This window comes from Janibacter cremeus (assembly GCF_013409205.1).
GTDB classification, from domain to species: Bacteria; Actinomycetota; Actinomycetes; order Actinomycetales; family Dermatophilaceae; genus Janibacter; species Janibacter cremeus.
Window position 1 is genome coordinate 3,254,724 of record NZ_JACCAE010000001.1, and the last position, 16,595, is coordinate 3,271,318.

General features: G+C 65.3%; 9 protein-coding genes, 1 tRNA gene and 1 pseudogene. 6 read left to right on the plus strand and 5 right to left on the minus strand.

All coding sequences use genetic code 11. The annotated features are described in order from the left end of the window. The first annotated feature begins 11 nt into the window (after positions 1 to 11). A tRNA-Leu gene (locus BJY20_RS15440) sits at positions 12 to 97 on the plus strand. Between the two features lie 267 nt (positions 98 to 364). Here BJY20_RS15440 and BJY20_RS16560 read toward each other — a convergent pair. Together BJY20_RS16560 and BJY20_RS15450 are read right to left on the minus strand one after the other, a co-directional pair. Further along, complete coding sequence (locus BJY20_RS16560) at positions 365 to 1,936, minus strand: transposase (RefSeq protein ID WP_185992342.1); 1,572 nt, start codon at positions 1,934 to 1,936, stop codon at positions 365 to 367. Continuing rightward, positions 1,933 to 3,873, minus strand: a complete 1,941-nt coding sequence (locus BJY20_RS15450) for a hypothetical protein (protein WP_185992343.1) — start codon at positions 3,871 to 3,873, stop codon at positions 1,933 to 1,935. The genes BJY20_RS16560 and BJY20_RS15450 overlap by 4 nt, the downstream gene beginning before the upstream one ends. Before the next feature lie 549 nt (positions 3,874 to 4,422). Here BJY20_RS15450 and BJY20_RS15455 point away from each other — a divergent pair. The 3 genes from BJY20_RS15455 to BJY20_RS15465 are packed head-to-tail and all read left to right on the plus strand — an operon-like array spanning position 4,423 to position 10,129. Then, positions 4,423 to 5,907 (plus strand): type I restriction-modification system subunit M, encoded by a 1,485-nt coding sequence (locus BJY20_RS15455; RefSeq protein ID WP_185992344.1) that lies wholly within the window; start codon positions 4,423 to 4,425, stop codon positions 5,905 to 5,907. Further along, complete coding sequence (locus BJY20_RS15460) at positions 5,900 to 7,084, plus strand: restriction endonuclease subunit S domain-containing protein (protein ID WP_185992345.1); 1,185 nt, start codon at positions 5,900 to 5,902, stop codon at positions 7,082 to 7,084. Before BJY20_RS15455 ends, BJY20_RS15460 begins: the two co-directional genes overlap by 8 nt. Before the next feature lie 6 nt (positions 7,085 to 7,090). Further along, on the plus strand, positions 7,091 to 10,129 hold the full coding sequence (locus tag BJY20_RS15465) for an HsdR family type I site-specific deoxyribonuclease (RefSeq protein ID WP_185992346.1): 3,039 nt from the start codon (positions 7,091 to 7,093) through the stop codon (positions 10,127 to 10,129). Between the two features lie 240 nt (positions 10,130 to 10,369). On the opposite strand, the gene BJY20_RS15470 is transcribed toward BJY20_RS15465, so the two are convergent. Further along, positions 10,370 to 12,904: a hypothetical protein gene (locus BJY20_RS15470; RefSeq protein WP_185992347.1), complete on the minus strand. Its 2,535-nt coding sequence runs from the start codon at positions 12,902 to 12,904 to the stop codon at positions 10,370 to 10,372. A 442-nt stretch (positions 12,905 to 13,346) separates the two neighbouring features. On the opposite strand from BJY20_RS15470, the gene BJY20_RS15475 reads away from it, so the two are divergent. Both BJY20_RS15475 and BJY20_RS15480 read left to right on the plus strand, forming a co-directional pair. Next, entirely contained in the window at positions 13,347 to 13,628 is a 282-nt protein-coding gene (locus tag BJY20_RS15475) for a hypothetical protein (RefSeq protein WP_185992348.1), read from the plus strand. A gap of 120 nt (positions 13,629 to 13,748) precedes the next feature. Beyond that, positions 13,749 to 14,996, plus strand: coding sequence for an IS256 family transposase (locus tag BJY20_RS15480; protein ID WP_185990375.1), 1,248 nt, complete (start codon positions 13,749 to 13,751; stop codon positions 14,994 to 14,996). Between the two features lie 186 nt (positions 14,997 to 15,182). Here BJY20_RS15480 and BJY20_RS16625 read toward each other — a convergent pair. After that, positions 15,183 to 15,338, minus strand: a pseudogene (locus tag BJY20_RS16625) (IS3 family transposase); the annotation flags it as partial. A 552-nt stretch (positions 15,339 to 15,890) separates the two neighbouring features. After that, positions 15,891 to 16,457, minus strand: a complete 567-nt coding sequence (locus BJY20_RS15485) for a zinc ribbon domain-containing protein (protein ID WP_185992349.1) — start codon at positions 16,455 to 16,457, stop codon at positions 15,891 to 15,893. Between the last annotated feature and the right edge of the window lie 138 nt (positions 16,458 to 16,595).

A 16,595-nucleotide genomic window follows, 5' to 3' on the forward strand; every position in this document is an offset into this window, starting at 1 on the left:
CAGCACCACTCGTCCGGGTGGCGGAATTGGCAGACGCGCTAGCTTGAGGTGCTAGTGTCCGTATTAGGACATGGGGGTTCAAGTCCCCCCTCGGACACACGTGAGGAGTTCACGAAACTTGTGGGCTTCGGTTCACGAAACCTCGGCCAGATCGAAATCTGACCGAGGTTTCGTCGAATCTCGGGGGTCTGGTCGGTACCCGCGGGGAAATAGAACGAGAAGAGCCCCATCCGGTGTGGACGAGGCTTGAGTTGGTGTCGCAGGTGTACGACGTGTGACCCGCGAGGCATGCGGGCCTCCGGGGTCGTGGGTGAAGCTATTGGATTGTTCGCTGTGTTAGCCCCAGGGTGCGTCCTGGGGCGGATCAGGCAGGCTGGAGATGCTCCGGCAGGCTTGCGGGGTCGATGCCCGGACTGGGGTCAATGATCTCGACTTCGGCAACTTCGATAGCTGCGATGAAGCTGCCGTTGGCGCCGTGCGCCTTGGTCCATCTCAGCAGGGTCTTGAGGTTGTGGGCCATTACGGTGATGGCGGTCATCAACTGCAACTTGACGAGGCCAACCTGAAGAGTCCATCCAGCGCGCATGATCCCGGTCAGTCCCTTGATGTTGCCGAAGAAGCGCTCGACAGCGGTGCGGCGAGCGTAGGACCTGAACCACTCTCGGGTTCCCCACACGTGCTTCTGCCGGAGCTTTCCATGAACCGAGAACGGGATTGTGATGGACTTCCTGCAGCACTCCTTGCGGAGGTGGGGTGCCGGGTGTGTCGAGACGTCGAGACGACCGGTGGTGACTGGGCAGACGTATCTAATGCCTTTGCGGTTACGGGCGGGCCCCTTGCTCTCGAGCCGGTAGGTGTTTCGCTCAGCGATGAGTTGCATGAACTCCTTACGTGCCGCTGCGCGCTCATCCCAAGCTTGCTGTTCTTCCGCAGTGATGTGGGTGCGCCCCTCAGGGTTCTTGGCAGTGAGGTCCTCAACCAGGTGCAGGTTCCGGAGTCGGGGCGGCAGGGTCGGGCAGAAGGCTTGGCCGTCCAGGATGAGGTAGCCGATATCGTCGTTCGGTACGACCGTGTGTTGGTCCTTCTTGAGGTCCATGACGATGTCAATGTTGCGCTCGTGCATGGGCCCGCTGAAGTCATCGAAGGCGGCCTGTGAGTACCCCTTGTCTACGAGCACTTCGCGCACCGGTGCACCGGACTCTCTGAGCGAGTCCAAGGCTTCCACCGTTTCGGGGAGGCCGGCTTCGTTACCGGGTACGAGGAAGATGCGGTCGATGAGGTGGGGGACCGACCCCGGTGCATCCTCGGGCGCGACCCGGGATAAGGCTCCCATCTGGTAGCCGTAGACCCAGTGGGTGCGGTTGGCGTACGTCTCGGTGCGGTACCCCGTGCGAGCGTCGACGTCGTGCAGTGGCTTCTTGGCGTGAATGGTGGTGACGTGCTGGTTGAAGTCTTTTCGGCGGCCTCGTAGGCGAGCCGTGGTGTCGATCGCGGTGTTGTCGATGGCGTAGCTGCCCGTTGAGGGCACGTCCTTGATCGTGTGGCCGACCAGGGAATCGACGAGTTCCTGCAATTGGTTTCGACGACGAAAACGTTCGGTGGTGGACATCTCAGGGCGACGAAGAGGTGTGTTCTCGTACAGGTCTGTGATGGCACTGATGAGGTAGCGCACCTGCCAGACCTTGAGGTGCTCGATCCCATAGTGCCGACGTACGTTGCCTGCAAGCCCGGCCAACACGGAGTAGATGCTGGTGTGCAGCAGGTTCTTCTTGTGCGTGCTCGAGAGCAGCATGCCCGCGAAGAGGACCTCGACAGACAAGTCCCGGGGCCGTCCGCCCATCGGGCTGGCCAGTTTCGCTTCGAGCGTGGCAGGTACTCCGGTGCCGCGGACATGCAGGACGGCGCGGTCGAACTCGGAGCGACTGATGTAGGTCACCGCCGGACTCCGCGCTTGCCGCCACGATTGGAAAGTCGCCCGGTTCCTGTGGGCACGTCGGCCAGGTCTGCCAGCACTTCGGCGACCGAGTCAACGTTAGGAGGAGGGCAGTAGGGCAGAAGTAGCTCGAGGGTGCGTGGGGTGGTGATCCCGGCGGCCGCCATGAGATCGGCGACGGAGACAGCAGCGCACATGCCGGCGACGATCCAACTGTTGCGCAGGCGGGTCTGGTCGATCTCGATCGGGTCCCCGGTGGCCGTGGACACGTTCTTGGTCAGGTGTCCTACTGCGTTGTTGCGCTTGGGTGACTTGCCCAGCAGTAGGTCGTCGTTGCCCTTGCCTCGTTGCGCGTGCCCGGCAAGGGCCAAGTTGAGCAGGGGGACGAAGCGGTGACGCACGGGCACGGTGCGCCCGTCACGTGGCACGGTCACGAATGTCGTGGGGGTGCCGTCGACGTCCCGAGTGGTGATGTGTGACGGGGTGAGGTTCTTCAGGTCAGTAGCGCCCAGCCCAGCCCCGGCACCCATGGCCACGGCTACTCCTAGCGCAGTGCGACGTGCTGGGGTGCCTTGGTTCTCGGCGAGGAAGATGAGCCGCTCGATCTTCTCCGGCGGGTAGGGAGCGGACCCGGCGCGGTAAGCGACCTTCGTGGCGGTGACCGTGGGGGGCTGCAGGGAGTCGAGGGCCCGGCGGACGGCGGAACGATACGTGGCCACGCTTTCGGGGGTGATGTTTGCGTAGCGACCGAAGGAGTCTGGTACCCACGGCTGGATCAGTTCGTCGTAGGTGATCGGGGTGTTGGTCTCCGTACCGGGGCGGCCTTCCCAGGTGTGGAACCACGCGATGAAGCGCGCAAGCTGACCGCCGTAGGAGCCCACTCCCTTGAGGTTGGGTGCCTTGACTCCCAGCAGGAGTCGGATCGCGACGTCCCGGTTGAGCATCCACGGGTCCAGGCACTCCGGGACAGTGGGGAGATACTCGTGGCACTTGGCGACGACCGCTGGGTCCATGCCGCTGGTGTCGATCGGGGCAATCGCGGGGTTGAGGGCCTGAGCGCGCAGCGCAATGGAGAGCGCATCGGCACGGCGGTTGCGCGCCAAACGCTCCTTGCGGGTCATGCGCGTCGGCTTCGACGCTGGGGGATCGGTCGGCACTGGCGTCATCTTCGGCAGGGTGGAGTTCGCCAACTGGAAGATGACGTCGCAGGATGTGACGGTCCCCAGCGGGAGTGTGTCAATCGTTCGCGTTCGCTTGAGATCGGCGATTGTACGGCCCAGCGGCAGCTTGAGGGTAGAGCAGCCGGTGCGCAGCGTGTGCGCCTGAAGGAGCGCGGTGGTCGGATAGGGAGCCATGACCCCAGCAGCGAGGAACCGGTCGGCGTAGGGAACTTTCGGCCCAGCGGTGCCGTCGCGTCGCGGCAGGAGGTCGGCTCGACGAGCCACCGATCGCAGCGTCTCGCGGGTAGCGCGACGGGACTGCGGAAGCATGGCGAGGGTGTCAGTCGCGGCGACGATCGCCGCACCAGTCAGCAGCGTGCGAAAGTCCGGAGAGGAGACACGATCCCAGATCGCGGGGCTGGCCAAGAAGACCGACAGCGCCGAGAGGTACGAGCGTGCCTGCGTGTCGGTAGCAGGCTCCAAGCCCGACACGAACGCCTTCAGGGAGGGTTCCGCGATGGCGAAGACCTCGGGAGGCAGACTCTGAGTGAAGTATTGCGCGATGACTGCTGCTGGGGTGCTTGACGGGCGTCGGCGGTGCCGTGCGGCCGTCACCATGCCGGTCACGGGTCCGTCCATCTGGGGACCTTCGGGACTGTAGGTGACGACCGCGCACAGCCATGGCATCCACTGTCCACGGATGGTGGTGAGCCGGCCCCGTACGAAGTCGACCCGTGCTGCAGCCGGGATGTTGGTGGCCCACCACGCTGCGAGAGGCATGGCCGGCACCATTGCCATCACCCTGCTGTGCCTGCCCGCGGCGCGTACCGCCGTCAGATCTGGAGTCGCGGTCGCTGACAGGTCGGCCCACAGCACCTGCCCGGGGACGGCCTCCAACGCAGTGTTCGAGTCTGTGGGGAGGGGGACTAGACGGACGTTCTGATCGAAGCGGATGGGGAGCTGGAGTGCAGTGAGCATGGGACGTGCCTTCTGGGCGTGGGAGTGATTCCCCCTCACTCGTCCGGCTCGGCCACTCCACCGGCAATCCCCCTATGCACGACGGTGACGCGCCGGTTGCCGGCCCCAGCTTGGCTGTCACCTCGCCTACATTTGACAGTAGTGGGGGCCGAGCGGCTGCTCCGCCACACGGATATCCGCCTGGCCAACGCTGCCCCGACGAGGCACCCGCCGGCCTGAGAACTGCGGCTCGTCATCTGGTCAGGTGCAACGCCGCTGGGGGCGCTAGCCAAAAGTTGGGTCGGTACGGTGATCCCACTACATACGGGGAGAGGCAACACGGTGACGATCAAGGCTGGCACAGCCACGCAGATGACCCAGCAGCAACTGGAGGCCACGCTTTGGCGGGCAGCGAACGCGCTGCGCGGCCCCGTGGACCCGGGCGACTTCAAGGCCTACGTCTTCCCGGTGATGTTCTTCAAATGGATCTGCGACAACCACGACTTCCACCACGCCCGCGCCGTCGAGGACTGGGGCGATGACCTCACCGACGACATCGAGGCCGACTACCAGCCCTTCGCCGTCCCCGCCGGCGCCTCCTGGCAGGACGTGCGCGAGACCGCCATGAACATCGGCGCGAAGCTCGCCACCTCCCTCCACCGCCTCCAGCAAGCAAACCCCGACCTCGTCGGGGTCTTCGGCGACGTGAACTGGGCCAACAAGGAGCGCCTGCCCGAGAACGCCTTGGTCGCGCTGCTAGACACCTTCCATGAAGTCCAGCTCGACCCCGCGCACGTCGAAGGGGACATGCTCGGCTCTGCCTACGAGTACCTGCTGCGCGAGTTCGCCGAAGCCTCAGGGAAGAAGGCCGGGGAGTTCTTCACCCCACGCCACGTCGTCCACCTGCTCGTGCGTCTCCTCGACCCGCAGCCGGGCGAGACCGTCGGTGACCCCGCCTGCGGTTCTGCGGGGATGCTCGTGGAGACCGTCAACGCCGTGCGCACCGGTGGCGGGGACCCGCGGACGCTGACCCTGTACGGGCAGGAAGTGAACCTGACCACCGCCGCCATCGCGAAGATGAACCTCTACCTGCACGGGCTCGAGGACTTCACCATCGTGCGCGGCGACACCTTCCGTGAACCGAAGCTCCTCGAGGGCGCCACGCTGCGCAAGCTCGACGTCACTATCGCCAACCCACCCTTCAGCCTGCAGAACTGGGGAGCAGGGGACTGGGCCAACGACCCCTACGGGCGCGCCTTCTGCGGCGTCCCGCCGGCGAAGAACGGCGACTACGCGTGGATCCAGCACATGATTGCCACAATGAATCCCGACGGCGGCCGAGTCGGGGTCGTCATGCCGCACGGCGTGCTGTTCCGCGGCGGCAAGGAAGGCGCCATCCGGCAGTGCCTGCTCGAGAAGGACCTCCTCGAAGCGGTCATCGGCCTACCGAACAACCTCTTCTACTCCACCTCCATCCCCGTCTGTCTGCTCATCTTCCGCGCGCAGAAGGCTCCGGAGCGATCCGGGAAGGTCCTCTTCGTGGACGCCTCCGCCCGGTTCCAGACTGGCAAGAATCAGAACACCCTCTCTGACGCCGATGTTGAGGTCATCGACACCGCCTACAAGCAGGGCGTCGACGTCGATGGCGAGGACGGGCTGCACCTGCGCCTGGTCGACGTCAGTGAGGTCGAGGAGAACGGGTTCGACCTGAACATCGGTCGCTACATCCAGACGGAGCGGGCCGCCGAGGTTGACGTTGAGGCTGCCCTGGCCGCGTACCGCGACGCCCGCTCGGCTCTCCGCTCCGCCGAGGTCGAGCTGGACCGGAAATTGAAGGCGGCAGGCTTCGATGCGTGAAGGCTGGCGCCGCGGGACCCTTGCAGACCTTGTCGAACTGGACATCACGAAGGTGCGGGTGGAAGAGGGCAGTGAGTACCCCCTCGTGGGGGTCTTCGGCTTCGGCCGGGGGCTTCTTCACCGAGACGCCGTCACGACAAGCACGACCAAATACAAGGAGCTCAACGTTGTTCGGCCCTACCAACTCATCTACAGCAAGTTGAAGGCGTTCGAAGGAGCCATCACCGTCGTTCCAGCGGGCAGCGCACCTGCGTTCGCATCACCTGAGTTCCCCACCTACACCTGCTTGAAGACCGTGCTCCCGGAGTACCTGCACCTCTTGACGCAACATCCATCGTTGTGGTCAGGGCTTGCAGCACAGTCGAAGGGAGTGGGAGGGCGGCGAGAGCGCCTCAATCCTCAGGATTTGCTTACCGTCCGGGTCAGCTACCCCGGACCTGCCGCCCAACGGCGCATCGTGAACCTGGTCGGGTCGCTTGACCGTGCCATCGCGGCCGCAGCGCAAGTGGCCAACTCGGCTCATGAGGCACTCGTCCGGTTGCGTGATGAGTCGATGGTTGGCGATGAACTCTGGGTGCCCACGACCTTCGGGGAGGTGGCCGACCGCAGCATCGGCCGCACGCCGCCCCGAAACCAGCCAAGCTACTGGACGAAAGACACGACGGAGCGACCCTTCTGCACCATCGCCTCCTTGAAGGACCCGCGGGTTCGGGAATGTACAGAAGGCGTAACCGAAGAAGCCGAGCGTGAGGGGGTGGCCAAGCGGGTGCCCGCTGGTTCACTGCTGCTGAGCTTCAAGCTCAGTCTTGGCCGTACAGCCGTACCAGCGACAGACGTGTTTCCTAACGAGGCGATCGCGTGGGTGCGCCCCCGCGAGGGCGTCGACCAAGAGTTTCTGCAACACAGTCTCGCCCGCGTTGACTGGGACTCGCTCGGGTCGAGGGCAGTGATGGGCAAGACCTTGAACAAGGAGAGCCTCAACGCCATCCCACTGCTGCTGCCGCCGATAGACGTGCAGTTGCGCGTCGTGGAACAGTTGCGAGCGGTCTTCTCAGTCGTCACGGCAGCAGAGAGAACTCGAGACGGCCTTTCGGCCGTCCGCGCCAACCTGCTCACAGCGCTGCTCTCGGGTGAGCACGAGATTCCGGAGTCCTACGACAAGCTGCTGGCAGGGTGAGATGCCGTGGGGAAACTGAACGAGTCAACGACGACCCAAGCCTTCGTTCTCGACCGCCTCAAGAAGGCCGGCTGGACACACATCCCAGGCAAAGACCTCAGCCGTGAGCATGAGGACGTCTTCCTCGAACTCGGCATCCTTGACGCCATCGAGCGCCTCAACACCGGCGCCCAAGACCACCCCGAGCAGGCACCACAGCTGCTCAACCAGTTGCGCACCTTGACGCTGTCCGCCGGCGAGGACGGGCTCGTCGAGACCAACCAGCGCGTGACCAGCTGGCTGCGGGGCCTGCGCAACCACGACTTCCGCGGACGCAACCGCAGCGAACCGGTCCACCTGGTCGACTTCCACGACCTGTCCCGCAACACCTACATCGTCTCCGACGAGGTCACCTTCGGCGCTGGCGGACACAAGTCCCGCTTCGACATCGTCCTGTGGGTCAACGGCATCCCCGTCGCCGTCGGCGAGACCAAGGACTCCGCCACCCACGGCGTCTCCTGGTTCCACGCCGCCAAGGACATCCACGACCACTACGAGTCCAACCACGCGCCCTTCTTCGCGCCGAGCATCCTCACCTTCGCTACCGAAGGCAAGGACCTGCGCTACGCAGGAGTGCGCACCCCCTTGCAGCACTGGCAGTCCTGGGACGTCTCCACCGCGCCCCTGGGCGAGTACGGCTGGGAGCGGGTCGGACGCTCGGTGGACACCCTCCTGTCTCCGCGGACGCTGCTGGACGTCCTGTCCGGGTTCAGCGTCTTCGAGACCACCCGCACGCCCACCGGCATGCCCGTGCTGGTCAAGGTCCTGGCGCGATACCCCCAGTACGAGGCGGTCAAGCTCATCCTCGACCGCGTGCGTGACGGCTCCCGCAACCGAGGCCTGATCCACCACACCCAAGGCTCCGGCAAGACTCTCGCGATGACCTTCGCGGCGGCGCAACTGATGCGCGATGAGACCTTGAAGAACCCCACGGTCATCCTCGTCGCCGACCGCGTGCAGCTCGTCGACCAGACCTACAAACAGTTCCGCTCCACCGGAATGTCCGTCCTGTCCACCCCGGAGAGCGCCACCCAGCTGCGTGCACAGTTGGCGAGCGACCGGCGTGGCCTGATCTTCACCACCGTCCACAAGTTCGCCGGCGCGGGCCTGCTGTCAGAGCGGGACAACGTCATCGTGCTCATCGACGAGGCCCACCGCACCCAGGAAGGTGGGCTGGGGCAGGCGATGCGCGCCGCGCTGCCGAATGCGACGTTCTTCGGCCTGACCGGTACGCCCATCGCGACGCTGGACAAGAACACCTATGACCTGTTCGGGCACCCCGACGACGAGAACCGCACGCTGCACTCCTACACCTCGGACCGGTCCATCGCCGACGGGATGACCGTGCCCATCCACGTCACGGCGCGCTTGGTGGAGTTCCAGCTCGACCGGGAGGGCTTGGACACCGCCTTCGGCGAGATGCTCGACGCGGAGGACCTGGATGAGGAAGCGCGTGACTACCTGACCAGCAAGGCCTCACGCACCTCCACGTTCTTCTCCAACCCCGACCGCATCGAGGCTGTCTGCGCCGACATTGTCGAGCATTATTACGAGACCATCGACCCGCTGGGGATGAAGGCCCAGGTCGTGGTCGCCGACCGTGACTTGTGCGTGGCCTACGAAACCGAACTGGCCCGCTTGCTGGCGGCCCGCGCGGCCAAGACCGGGACCGAGCCGGACGAGGTTGCGGTCGTGATGAGCGTTCAGCCCAAGGACGAGCAGCAGTTGCAGCCCTACAAGCTGACCCGTGCGCAGGAGAACGCCCTGCTGGAGAGGTTCCGCGCCTTCGGCGACCCGCTGAAGTTCCTGGTCGTCACCTCCAAGCTCGGCACCGGCTTCGACGCGCCCATCGAGGGCGTGCTCTACCTGGACAAGCCGTTGAAGTTGCACACCTTGTTCCAGACCATTACTCGCACCAACCGCACCTGGAAGCACCCCGAGACCGGGCAGACGAAGACCCACGGCCTCGTGGTGGACTACGTCGGCCTGGGTGACGGGTATGCCCGCGCGATGGTCCCAGCCGACCCCGAGGCAGCAAAGCGGAGCATCGACCTCGACGGTCTCATCGACGTCTTCGAGGCCGAATTGCCATCTGCGTTGGACCTGTTCAACGGCATCGACCGCACCAAAGAGGGCTACGAAGTCCTCCAGGCCGCTAACGAGCGCCTGCCGGACGAGGCCGCCCGTGACCGATTCGCTGCCCGCTTCGGGGTCCTCGAAGGTATCTGGGAGGCCGCCTGGCCCCACGAGCGGCTCGCCACCCACCGTGAGGCCTACCGGTTCTTGGCGAAGGTGTACCAGAACATCAAGCCATCCTCCGCGGCACTGGACCTGCTGTGGCACCGCCTCGGCGCCAAGACCCTCGAGATGGTCCACGCCCACATTGGGCCGGTCACTCTGACCAAGACCAGCAAGGAAGCCGTCGTCGCTGACGCCGGCACCATCCAGATGCTGCTGGATGACCCCACGTTCGCGTCCCTCCAGCCTGAGGTGCAGGACAAGTCGGCCGAGCAGGTCTTGGACTCCATCACTGCCCGGCTGAAGGCCCGCATCGACGGAGAGACCGGGGACCACCAGGTGTGGACATCCTTGGCCGAGCGGTTGGACGCGCTGCGGGAACGGGCCATCGGGCAAGCCCAAGTGGCTCTCGACTGGCTACGGGACCTGCTGACCACCGCACGGGACCTGAAGGTCGCCGAGCGGGTCGAGGACGAGACCGGCCGCGAGGGCCTCGATGCGCTTCCGACGCTGACTAACCCGCACATCGGTGCCCTGACCCAGATCTTCCAGGAGTACGCCCCACAGGACACCCCGGTCCTTATCGGGCGCATCGTTGACCAGGTCGACGCCATCGCCAAAGAGGTCTGCCACGAAGGATGGGTCGCCAAGCCTGCATCCGTGAGGCATGTCCGCCTCGCGCTACGCAAGACCCTCAAAGACAACGCCCTCGCTGGCGACAGCGACCTGTTCGAACGGGCATACGCCTACATCGAGCAGCATTACTGACGACGCGACGGCCACATCTCTCTTGGGTACGCTGAGCGCGTCAGGCAGCACAAATCGTGCCGGGACGTATCTGGTGGCGGTCATTTATGGCCGAACCGAGCAAATCCTTTAGTCTTCCTGCCGACTTGCCTGCGACCACAACCCAGTTCTCTTCATGCGGTCTGACGCCCGAAGCTCTCGTCCGGGTGCGATCCGCGGCCCCAAGGTGCGGGTCTCGGGTTTCATCCGTGGTGGTTGGAGCTAGTCGGGTGCGGTTTGGCGGTCGAGGGTGTTGGCATCGCGCCAGGCGCGGGAGGTAAGACGCTCGGACCGGTTGCTCTCCGCGTGGAAGGCGGTCTTGCTCTTGCCCGCAGCGACAGCGGTGATGGCCGCAAAGGCGAGGTCAAGGCGTTCGGGATTGCTGGTGGGGTCTTCGTAGAAGCGGGCGTCTTGTAGCAGGACCTTGACAGTGTCGGGTGTTGTGCTGAGGGCGGCGGCGATCTCTGCGCGGGTGTGGCCGTGGCGTTGAAGCTCGAGCGCGCGGCCGGCCCGGGCCAGGCGTTCCTCGGCTGCGGCGATGTTGGTGGCGTGAACCTTGCCTGGGGTGTGGGTGCGTGGGGTGCGGGTGCGTGGGGTGCGGGTGCGAGGCTTAGGTGTTGGTGTGGCTGGGGGTGTCCAGCGCTGGGGGGTGCGGTCGATGGGGATCCAGGGTGCGAAGCGGTCTGCTAGGCGGGGAAGGTCGTCTGCAGTTAGTTCGAGGACGGTCAGGTTGCGCTTGCGGGCGAGTTGCTGTTTGGCGTACATCCGTTGGGCGTACTGCTTGTCTTTGGGCATGCCCCACATTTCGACGAGGGTTCCGTCGGCGAGTTGCCAGTCGGCGCGCCATCGGCCGTTGGGGTTGACCTCGGTGTCGGTGGGGTAGTGGGGTTCGCGGTCGTGGGCGATGCCGTGCTGGTAAAGGAACTCGCAGACGGCCTTCTCTTGGAGAGAGAGGCATAGGTGTCCGTCGCGGGCTTGGATGATGGTGCCGCGGGCGGTGGGGATGCCGTTGGGGGTCAGTCCAGCGGCGGTGAGAATTCGTGTCCACGGGAGGACGCGGTTCACGGCGAACCGTAGGAGCAGGAGCCGGTCGAGAACCTCCGGGGTCACGGGGGTGTCGGGGTTGAGGTGGAGGGTGGTGAGTTGGTCGGGAAGCATTGCGATGCCGCCGAACTCGAGGGTGGCGATTTCGGCGACTGCTGTGGACGTGTGGGCGCGATTGGTGCCCAGGCCGTTGCAGGCGGTGAGGATGCAGGTGCGGCAATAGGTGACGGGTTCGGTGCAGGTGGGGGTGGTGAAGGTGGCGGCTTGGTGGCCGCACAGGCGGCAAGGGGTCAGGGGGTCGGTGAGGTTGTCGGTGAGGGTGTGGTCGCCGCCGAAGAGTTTGGTGCGTGTGCGGTCCAGGCGTTCGCGGGCGGCGAGGATGTTTGGGTGGCCGCGGCGCTTCTCGGGGGCGGGGTGATCGGCCCATGCGTAGTGGTGTGCGAGGGACTCCGGCGGGACGCTGGTGCGGTGATGTGACAGAAGCGTGCGTCTTCCGGGGTCGTCGGTAGTGTCGAAAGGGACGGTTTCGTAGGGGATGAGTCGGTGTTCGGCGATTTCCGTCCTGAGGCCCCAGGGGTGTTTGGCGATGCGGACTGTGGTGACCTCGAATCCGACGCGGGCTGCGTAGCAGGCGGCGGTGGGGACAAGTTGATCGGCTTGGACCCACAGGGTCTTCTTGTCGGGCTCGTAGTAGGCGACTGCCGCGATTATGTTTTCTTCGCCTCGTTTGTGGCGGGGTCCGTGTGTGGGGAGAGCTTCTGTGGGGATGTCGGCAGTGGTTTCGATGACCCAGCCTGTGGAGGCACTGGGGTGTAGTTCGTAGCGTGCGGGGATGGGCCCGTTGGCGGCGGTTGCGTGTGGGGTGGCCATGGGGGTGACAGGCAGATTTTGCATGGCCAGCTCAGCGATGACTCGTTCGCGGTGCCGTTCGTCGAAGACAGCTAGTCGGGTGTCGTTGCTGAGGTGCCCGATGGGTTTGCCTCCGTCGGTCAGGGACAGGCCTTGGCGGCGGGGGGTCAGGGTTAGGGAGCCGATCGGGTGGGGTGGCTTGTCCCAGGTAGTGCCGGTGAGGGCGGCGTCGACCAGGATTGCACCGGTCTCGTGGGGGTTGGGTAGTGGGTCCAGCGTGATGCCGTAGGTGGCGAGGAATGTTGTAGCGGCGGCGTGGACCTTGTCCAGCGGCAGGTCGAGGAGGATGGAGTCGGGGGTGACCCAGCCATAGCAGCGCACTTGGCCCCCCCATTGGGAGGCGAGGTCGGCCAAGGTGGGGATCGTGGTCCACCCGATCTCTTCCAAGTCGGAGTCGGGCAGGTAGCCGAGGTAACGCTGTTCGTCGGAGAGATCTCGGTTGGGGTCGGCTGCGGAGACGGCGTCGGGGTTGTAGGTGTTGTCGGGGCGGGGCAGCAGTGCGATGGCCGGAGCGGGCGCGCCCTCGTGTGGGCCGGCGTCGGGGTGCTGGCGGCGGTATTCCTGCAGGGTGTCGCGGATGAATCGGTCTGCTTGTCCATCGCCGGACCAGGTGACGTCGATGAGGTCGTCAGCGTCGTCGTAGAAGGGAAGGAGGATGTCCTTGCCCTGTCGTTGGATGCGGTAGGGCGCGGGTGTGCTGTCGCGCTGTCGCGCCCACATGTCTGTGTCGAACTCGCCGTCCCCAGCAAAGGCGGGTTTGAGCCTGATGAAGATCGGATACCGGTGTGGCAGGTCTTCATTCATAAAGGATGCCCCTGTCGCATGTGCACGATGTCGTGTGCCGACCTGAGTACTGTGCCACGGCGTAGTGACACCGTGGACCCGGGCTGGATCGACGTCTGCGCGGCTTGGAGGAGCGCGGCACGAGCGGGAATCGCGTAGGACGGCGTCCTCAAGCAGTCGCCGCGCGGGGAGGTGCTTGATTGGGTTGCTTCGGCGCGAGGTCATGAGAGAGGTGTCTGGTGGCGCACTGACAACTCTGGTGTATGTGATCGCCCGGCCTTGAGAGCGATACAAGTCACGGTTCCAAGGGTTCCCAGCGTCGCGACCGTAGTGGGCGTCGATCGGACTGGGCCACTGGGAGTGGACCGTCGCGAGGTTCTGTTGGTTGGGCCGGTCCAGCCCCTGGTGAGTGACCTGTCTGCGGCTCCGAGGCGCTGTCACACGCATGCGACAGCCTTGGTGCATGGATGCTACGGACGCGGCGAGCAGCGACGGAAGTCACGCGAGCGAGGTCGAGAGACTTGGCCCGGAGATGACCGGGCGTTGGCGGGTGGTCACTCAGCGTGCCGTGCACTTGTGGGACCTGGACCGGATGGCCTATGTGCGCTTGCCGGGGTTCGAGTCTGACGCGTTCGACTGGGACGGCACCCAGGAGTTGCTCGTCGAGGTACGGGAGTGGCCGGTGGTGGACAAAACGTTCTACGTCTACATCGCCCCACCGGAGAACCCGTTGGCGGTGCAGTAGTTGAGTCCCGCATAGTGGTGTAGCGCGGTGGCAGACTAGGTGCCCCTGAGGGCATAGGTGCGGCCACCGTGTGATCCTTCGAGTCAACCTTCTACCGAATCCTCGAACGGAGTCATCACGATGACCGCACCACACATTGTCGACCCTGCGGGCCTGCTGAGTGAAGCCCTGACCGAAGCAAGCCCGGATCTGATGCGTTCGCTGTTGCAGACGATGATCAACGCGCTGCTGTCCGCGGACGCCGACGCCGTCGTCGGCGCCGAGTACGGCCGCCCCACACCGGGCCGCTCGGCGCAGCGCAACGGGTACCGCCACCGCGACCTGGACACCCGCGTGGGGACCGTCGACGTCGCCATCCCGAAGCTGCGCACCGGCAGCTACTTCCCCGAGTGGCTGCTCGAGCGCCGCAAGCGGGCCGAGTCGGCGATGATCACCGTCGTCGCCGACTGCTACCTCGCCGGCGTCAGCACCCGCCGCATGGACAAGCTCGTCAAGACCCTCGGCATCAACTCCCTGTCCAAGTCGCAGGTCAGCAGGATGGCGGCCGACCTGGACCAGATCGTCGAGGACTTCCGCCACCGCCCCCTTGACGAGGCGGGACCGTTCACCTTCGTCGCCGCCGACGCGCTGACGATGAAGGTCCGCGAGGGCGGGCGCGTGGTCGCCACCTCGGTACTGCTCGCGACCGGGGTCAACGCCGACGGGCACCGCGAAGTCCTCGGACTGCGCGTGGCCACTTCCGAGACCGGGTCCGCATGGAACGAGTTCTTCGCCGACCTGACCGCCCGCGGCCTGACCGGGGTACGTCTGGTCACCTCCGACGCCCACCAAGGGTTGAAGGAAGCGATCGCGGCGAACCTGACCGGCGCCGCGTGGCAGCGATGCCGCACCCACTACTCCGCGAACCTGATGGACGTCACGCCCAAGTCGATGTGGCCGGCCGTCAAGGCGATGCTGCACAGTGTCTATGACCAGCCCGACGCACCCAGCGTGCAGGCCCAGTTCGACCGGCTCATCGAGTACGTCGACGAGAAGCTCCCACAGGTGGCCGAGCACCTCGCCGGCGCGCGGGAGGACATCCTCGCGTTCACAGCCTTCCCCAAGGACGTGTGGACCCAGATCTGGTCGAACAACCCCCAGGAGCGCCTCAACCGCGAGATCCGACGCCGGACCGACTCCGTTGGGATCTTCCCCAACCGCAACGCCATCGTGCGTCTGGTCGGAGCCGTCCTGGCCGAACAGACCGACGAATGGGCCGAAGGACGGCGCTACCTCGGCCTCGACGTCCTGGCCCGCTGCCGCGTCACTCTCATCACCACCACCGACCCCGAGATCGGAGCCGAAACCATGCCCGCCCTGACCGCCTAACCCCACCCCGAAGGATCACGCAGCGCTACACCACTACCGGGGACTTGACCCAGACGGGTTCCGGTGAGTTGGTTCTGTGACGGCTGCCGCCGGGGGGACGCTGAGCTGAACCCGTCCTTGGCATCACGTTCGGTGAGCGCACGACCAGTCGGGACTGCTGCACGAGCAGGTGCCAATTGGTCCCGTAGCCTGAGTGGCTGGTGGGGTCATGACGGGTCTCGTAAGCGCTGGGGACAATCGCCCACGCGCGTCCTGACGACGACGGCGGTGATAGGTCCGCTCGATCCAACTCACGATCGCAATCCGCAACTCGTGTCGAGTGGCCCGGGAGTGGCGGTCGAGGGCGGCTGGGAGCGGGCACTTTGTTCCCGGCTGCGGAACTGGCTGTCGCGGTCGGTGGGTAGCACGCACCCAAGAACGTTGTCACACTCCAAGGGCAGGCCTTGGGCATGAACGACACGGCGAGCTCAGACGGCATCGAAGCCAACGAGGACCACCCGGGAGGGGTGCAGCGCCTCAGCTCGGACATGACGGGTCGCTGGCTGGTCTTCACGCAGCGGACTGTGCACGTATGGGATTTGGACCAGTCCACGTACGCCCGCTGTCCGGGGGAGACCTCGCAGCCGTTTGCCTGGGATGCGGTTGAGGCGCCCATCTGGGAGGTCAGGGCATGGCCCGTGGTCGGAGAAACCTTCTTCGTCTACTTCGAAGACCCCGGTGACCCCTCACAGGTGCAGTGGCGGATTTCCTCACGTGTTCGCCGCATCGAGCCGGACGAGAAACCGGGGGCACCACCGCGGACTGGTGTTGCTCGCAAACGAGGCGACTTCACTCCGTTTCGGTCGCTGGCCGGGTTTACACCGGCCGTTGGACTCCTGGAGTTTCCCGGGATGTTCATGCGTTGGATACGGGATCGATTTTGCTGTGGCAGTAGCGACACAGGCGGGCCGTGGTCGCGATCATCTCCCCGCATTCGGGGCATGCCCTGCGGGGGATATCGGTGACAACGGGTGATGGTTCCGGGATCGCTTCCGTGCGTGGGGATGAGTCAGGTGTTATGGGGGCTGCCGGTCCAGCGGAAGAGTTGCTGATCTGGTCCGTTGTCTTGGAGGGGGTCGCGCTCGCGTTCGCCGACTCGGTGACGCCCTGGTCAGTTGACGAAGGCTCATCACTCGTTCCAGTGCGCACCGCCAGGACGGCGCCGACGGCGCCGGTACCCAGTCCCAGCAGCAGCGCGGTCCAGCCAAAGAACTTCTTGCCGCCGGAGCCGCCGTACTCCTCGTCAGGACAGTCGCTGTAATCGCCCTCGATGTCCAGCAATTCCCCCATGGTGCATCCGACGTTGTCGAGAGCCACCTGCTCTGCTTCGGCATCGGCACGGCCGGCGGCGAACAGCAGGAAGATGCCGAGGAAGATCAGGATGGGGCTGATCGGCAGCAGGAGGGAGGGCGCGCGCCGCATGAAAGGGGTCCTTCTGAGAATGTCGAGTCGTCGTGCAGCAGCACCGTGGCAGCGGGTGCGACCAGTTGCTACACCATGTCAGGATCGTGGTAATCGATATTCAATGCTAGTCGTCCCAACACCCGTAGGACCGCCTAC